This window comes from Campylobacter sp. CFSAN093229 (assembly GCF_011068225.1).
Lineage (GTDB): Bacteria > Campylobacterota > Campylobacteria > Campylobacterales > Campylobacteraceae > Campylobacter_D > Campylobacter_D jejuni.
The window spans coordinates 1-5,340 of sequence record NZ_JAAMXB010000019.1; the positions used below are offsets into that span (position 1 = coordinate 1).

The 5,340-nt window shown below is 29.2% G+C and carries 5 protein-coding genes; all 5 read right to left on the bottom strand.

What is annotated here, in order from left to right:
• On the bottom strand, positions 1–741 hold a 741-nt coding region (locus FBE93_RS08170), incomplete at its 3' end, for a CTP:phosphoglutamine cytidylyltransferase (protein WP_165434358.1).
• Position 742: 1 nt separating this feature from the next.
• A complete protein-coding gene (locus FBE93_RS08175) occupies positions 743–1,345 on the bottom strand; it encodes a gamma-glutamyl-CDP-amidate hydrolase (RefSeq protein ID WP_002931920.1) in 603 nt (200 codons plus the stop codon).
• Positions 1,336–3,675, bottom strand: a complete 2,340-nt coding sequence (locus FBE93_RS08180; protein WP_165434359.1) for a PEP-utilizing enzyme — start codon at positions 3,673–3,675, stop codon at positions 1,336–1,338. The genes FBE93_RS08175 and FBE93_RS08180 overlap by 10 nt, the downstream gene beginning before the upstream one ends.
• Positions 3,676–3,689: 14 nt before the next feature.
• Positions 3,690–4,451: a class I SAM-dependent methyltransferase gene (locus tag FBE93_RS08185; protein ID WP_002931918.1), complete on the bottom strand. Its 762-nt coding sequence runs from the start codon at positions 4,449–4,451 to the stop codon at positions 3,690–3,692.
• A 52-nt stretch (positions 4,452–4,503) separates the two neighbouring features.
• Positions 4,504–5,277, bottom strand: coding sequence for a class I SAM-dependent methyltransferase (locus tag FBE93_RS08190; RefSeq protein WP_048818611.1), 774 nt, complete (start codon positions 5,275–5,277; stop codon positions 4,504–4,506).
• Between the last annotated feature and the right edge of the window lie 63 nt (positions 5,278–5,340).

Sequence of the window (5,340 nt, forward strand, 5' to 3'; positions counted from 1 at the left end):
TAAATCACTCATAAAATCAATTTCACACCAATTGCCATCAATTTCCACTGCTTTTGCGTTGTTGTATTTTTCAATCAAAGCCTGCAAAAAACTTGTCATGTACATATTTTCAAAATTTTTATTATCATATAAAATATCTCGGTCAAGCATTTCATAAAAAGCAATAACTTCAGAAAGAAATTGATAAGAAAATTTAAAAAGTCCTATATATTGAGCTTCTATCTCATCATAGGCATTAGCTTTTTTTCCAAGTTCTATAATATAACCATTTTTCATCTTTAATGTTTCAGCATCTTCTAAAGGATTTGCAAAGCGTTTGCTCCAAAGCTTACGCCAAGACTTATCAACTACTATAGCAAGTTCTTCTTTGGCATTTATAAGCTTTTGCACACAATCTTGAAAATAAACAATATCCGCATAAGAAATAATCAAATCTTGTTTTTCTTCGATGCATTTTAACATAAAATCTTTAGCGCAAAAAAAAGTATGAACCATATTGGTTTTATCATATTTTGAATTAATAAAAAAATGCTCAATATCATATTTATTAAGATAATTTTTTAGCACATCGTTTAAATATCCACCCACAACAGCTATTTCATTTATACCTGCTGATTTTAAAGCTTCGATTTCATAATCTATTATTTTTTTATTCTTATACTCAACCATACACTTTGGTTGATCTTTTGTTAAAGGCATCAGCCTTGATCCAAAACCTGCTGCTAAGATAATTGCATTCATATTATTCCTTGATTAAACTAAACCACTCTTTTAAAATTTGAATATTATTAAGCCCATTTTCTCTTTCAATATGCCACATTATACCAAAAATATTTTCATACTTATGTCTAAAAGCTTCTATAGTATTATCTTTTGCTAAGCAAAGTTCTATAAGATCTTCACCTAATTTTTCAATAGCAAAATTATGAAAAGAATTACTTATAAATTTTTCTTTTGAGAAAAATACTTCATGTTTGCCTATATGATTTTCACAAGGACTTATATGGCTGTTAAAATAACGAGCTATCATTTGAGCTCCTCTGCAAATTCCTAAAAGTGGTATTTTTTCTTTTAAACAAATTTCTATAACTTGCTTTTCGTATAAATCTCTCTTTTTAGATAAAACATTAGGACTATAAAAACTTAAATCATTGCCACCGCTTAATATCACAGCTTTTATTAGATGTTTATAATGAGAAAAATCTATTTCATAGCTAAGAGGAAGAGGAGTAAAATTTTTAAATAAATCTTTATTAAATAATTTTCCCCAATCCAAAGCCAAACATTCTCTTTCTTCATGATAACTTTCGTTGCAAATAAGCCTTTGAGTAATACCTATAAACAAAATATTTGCTCACTTTCACATTCTATATTTATTTTTTTAGCTTTTAAATATTTTTCAAAATTTTCTTCTCCAACTCCTATAACAGCAGGCATTCCAAGTTCTGAGGCACGAATGGCCATATGTGAATTAGCACCCCCATAACATGTAATAAGTCCTGCTATATTTTTTGTAAATAAATAATCATATCCAGGATCTGCTGCATAAATTAAAACAATCTTTCCTTCTAAATCTTTATCATTTTCCTTCGCCGTAAATGCAGTAATGCTCTTTTGTGTAATAAAATTTGGAATAATACTATGATTATAAAAAGAAAAAATTTCATCGGCATTGCAAAGCAAAGAAGGAAGTTTTATAGCTTGTGTAAGTTCATATTGTTTTTTATTGCGATTAATTTCTTCCATAAACTGCTCTTTTGGATTTATAGAATAAAGACTAGAATAAAGATTTAAAATGCTTTTTATATCAAGATGAGCCAAATCTTCTTTTTCAATACCATAATATTTGCCTAATTCTTCTATATAAACTATAGCCTTAGAAAGCAATCTAGTGAATTCAAATTTAACAAGCTCTCTACCCTCGATAGCCTGCTTTAAAAAATCAAAAAATTCACAAGCATTAATCTCTAGTCCATGTTCTCTAAGTAAAGCATTTAAAGCTTTTATCTTTTCTTCTGAAAAAACAAAAGCTTTATCTTGTAAATAAACTTTACTATCTTTTTGATCCATATCAAAATAAAGTTCAAAATCTTCATCATATCTTGGAGATAAAATATTATAAGTTCCTGCTCTTAAGTGTCCAAAATCTTTCAAAAATTGATCCTTGTTGTGAAAATTAAGATGGTTTGTTTGTTTGCTTAAATTTTTACTCACTGTATTGAGTGAATTTAAAAAATCATCTTTTTCCTCTTTAGTTATAAAATCAATCTCAACTAAAGAATTTAAAAGTTGCATTGCTACAAATGCAGCCCTAGCCACTCCCGCAAAAGGCAATGTTCCATAACGCTTGCATTCTTCAATAAGCCAATAAATTTTATCAATTAAAGAAAAATTAGAATTAATAATGCCATCATATCTTTCTTTTAGCTTATAAGCTTTTTGTATGTCTTTTAAATAAAGCCCTGATCTAGGATTAATAATCTTATTTGTAAGTTCTAATAATGAAAATTCTAATCTTTTGATTTCATTTTCATTAAAACCATGATTTAAAAGTTCTTCTAATTTTTTAGAACTATTAAAGTCATAACAAGAATAAACAATATTAAATTCAATCTTATCGTGCAATTCATGATTTTTATTAAGCTTATCTAAGTAAAAATTGACAAGTTTTTGTGCGATTTTTTCATCTAATTTTTTTGGTATAAAAGAATTAAAAGATAATCTTACATCCACATAAGGAATGCCTAAAAAAGAATGGATTAAAGGATGGGATCTTAAATCTCTATAACCATAATTATCTCTTTGATACGCCCAGATATTATCCGTAATGATTTCTTTATATAAACTAAAAGCTAAACGCTTAGGTCTTAACCCTATGATTTCAGCTGGATTCCAATCAGGCATTACCCCAAAAATGGCTTTATCTCCCAAAACTCTAGATCTTGATTCTTTTAAAGACTCAAAACGTTTATAAAATCTATATAAAGCTTCTTTTGGTAAAGAGTGAAATAAATTATTTTTTTCATGCATAACCAAAGGACGCACTTGCAAGCAAAAAAGTTCTTCCTCATCATCTTGAATAGCAAATGCAAATTCAACATCTAAAAAATGATAATCATATAAAACTTCTAATTCTTTTATAAGTTCTATAATTTTTTGAAGTCTAATATCTTTAAATTCTAAATAATCTCTGTAATGATAGTAAGTTTTTGCACTCTTGCTACTTCCATCTGTAATAGAGCTATTTGAACCATTTTCATCATATTGAAGACAAAAATAAGGGGAAAAATTATCCTTATCAACACTAAAACCAACACCGCAAAGAGTAATGTTTTCAAGCATGGGTTGAACTAAAATTTCATCGCTTTTTGATGGCATAGAATTGGCAACTTCATATAAAGCTTTTAATAATTTATCTTTAGAATCAGCTTTAATATTTGCCAAAGAAAGAAAAGCACCTGCATTAGAGTTTTTCATACTATCTTCACTTAAAGAAGAACTTCTTATAATGAGTCTATTAGCCTTTAAAGTTTGAATGTCCTGTAAAACTTTGTCTTCATTTGATATTAATTCTTCAAGCGAAGTTAAAACCAAAGGTAGAACTTTTGCTTTTTTTAATTTTGTTTGTAAATTTTTTAAATTTTGTGCTTTGGTTTTAAATTTTAACTCCGCCATGTTTTTCCTTAGTTTTATATTTTTTTAGCACTCCAACAACGAGTGGTATATTTTATGCTAAATTCCTTAGGAAGTCTTTGTGAAATTTTATCACTAATTTTATTAAAAAGTTCATTTCCTTCATCAGTCTCCAAATCCCAGTAAGGATTTTTAACGCTTTTCCATGCATTAATATAATTTTCAATGCTTTGATGAAAATAAAAATCCTCTTCAATATAAACAATATGATCAAAAAGATCCTTTCGACTCTCTATAATTGGTCTTTGGTCTTCTCTTCTTGTTCCCCTTGTATAATTTGGTACAAATTCTACAATAGTATCTTCAGCTATTTTTTGCACAGGATCATTTAAATCCCTGTGATTCCACATACAAGAAAAATATCCCTCTGATTTTAATAAGCGATGTGCCTCTTCTAAGGCTTCATTTCTATCCATTACATTAAAACTGCTACCAAAAGTCACCCAATCAAATTCACTATTTTGAAGTGTTGAGTTTAAGCCTGTTGCTCTAACCCAGTCAATCTTCTCACCTTTGGTTCTTTCTATCCCAATCTCACGCATCGCATCATTTGGTTCTACAGATACTACCTTACATCCTCTTTCTAAAAGCATAATGCTTAAATTTCCAGTTCCTGCACCGATATCAGCCACCTTGATATCTTTTTTTCCAATAAGACTAATTAGCATATCTATAGTTTTTGGAGCATAATTTGGTCTATAGCTATAAAATTTAGCATGCTTGGTATAATCCCACACTTGTTCTACTAGTTTTTGCATTTTATTTCCTTTTTTTCATCTTTGACAAGCTTGATGAAAAAAAGGAGGTATTTTATGCTTTTCTAGCTGTCCATGCTCTTATTTTATAAGGAATCTCTATACTTTGCATATGAGAAATTTTAGCTTCTATCATCTCTAAAATTTCCTTCCATCTTTTTTCACCTGCTTGTGCTTGTATATCATTTACAGAATGCCAAGCTCCAAGATAACGCTCTTTATCCCAAAACTCTTTATAGTCACACTCCATAAAAAAGCAGTCTGTGAAATCTCCTGTTGAAACAAGAATTTCTTCCCATTTTTTAACATTTTGAGTGCCACTGCTTACACGAGCAAGCTCTGGAACAATATGTTTAATCTCCTTTTCGATTTCATCAAAAACCGAACCCTCTACAATGTGGCGAGGGTTCCAAATCGCAGTGAAATACCCCCCCCCTGTCAATATACGATTAAACTCTGGGAGAGATTTTTTAGGATCTGTCCAATGAAAAGAACTAGCCATGATGACCCAATCAGCTTGATTATTGCTCATGCAGGTTTCTTCACCACTTCCTTTGTGCCAAGAAATATTTGATAAATTTTGTGTAAATTTTTGCCCTTCTTCACGCATATTATCGTTTGGTTCCACAGCGCTAATTTGGCATCCAAACATTTCTCCCAACATCTTAGTAAGTTTTCCAGTTCCAGCTCCTACTTCAACAATATTTAAATCTTTTAAATTTTTATTTTTATCATTGATACAAACTACAAGTTTTTCAAGTAAAAATGGACTATAAGCAGGTCTATTATGATAATGCTTTGCAACCTCTGTAAAATCTCCTTGTTTCATATTGATTCCTTTCTCTAATTTTAAACATAATTATATCTTTTTTTTATTAATTTACAAATCTTT

Excerpts from the sequence above, each read along its gene's own strand:
- FBE93_RS08185 (WP_002931918.1), bottom strand. The coding sequence starts at position 4,451 with ATGCAAAAACTAGTAGAACAAGTGTGGGATTATACCAAGCATGCTAAA.
- FBE93_RS08190 (WP_048818611.1), bottom strand. The coding sequence starts at position 5,277 with ATGAAACAAGGAGATTTTACAGAGGTTGCAAAGCATTATCATAATAGA.
- FBE93_RS08180 (WP_165434359.1), bottom strand. The coding sequence starts at position 3,675 with ATGGCGGAGTTAAAATTTAAAACCAAAGCACAAAATTTAAAAAATTTA.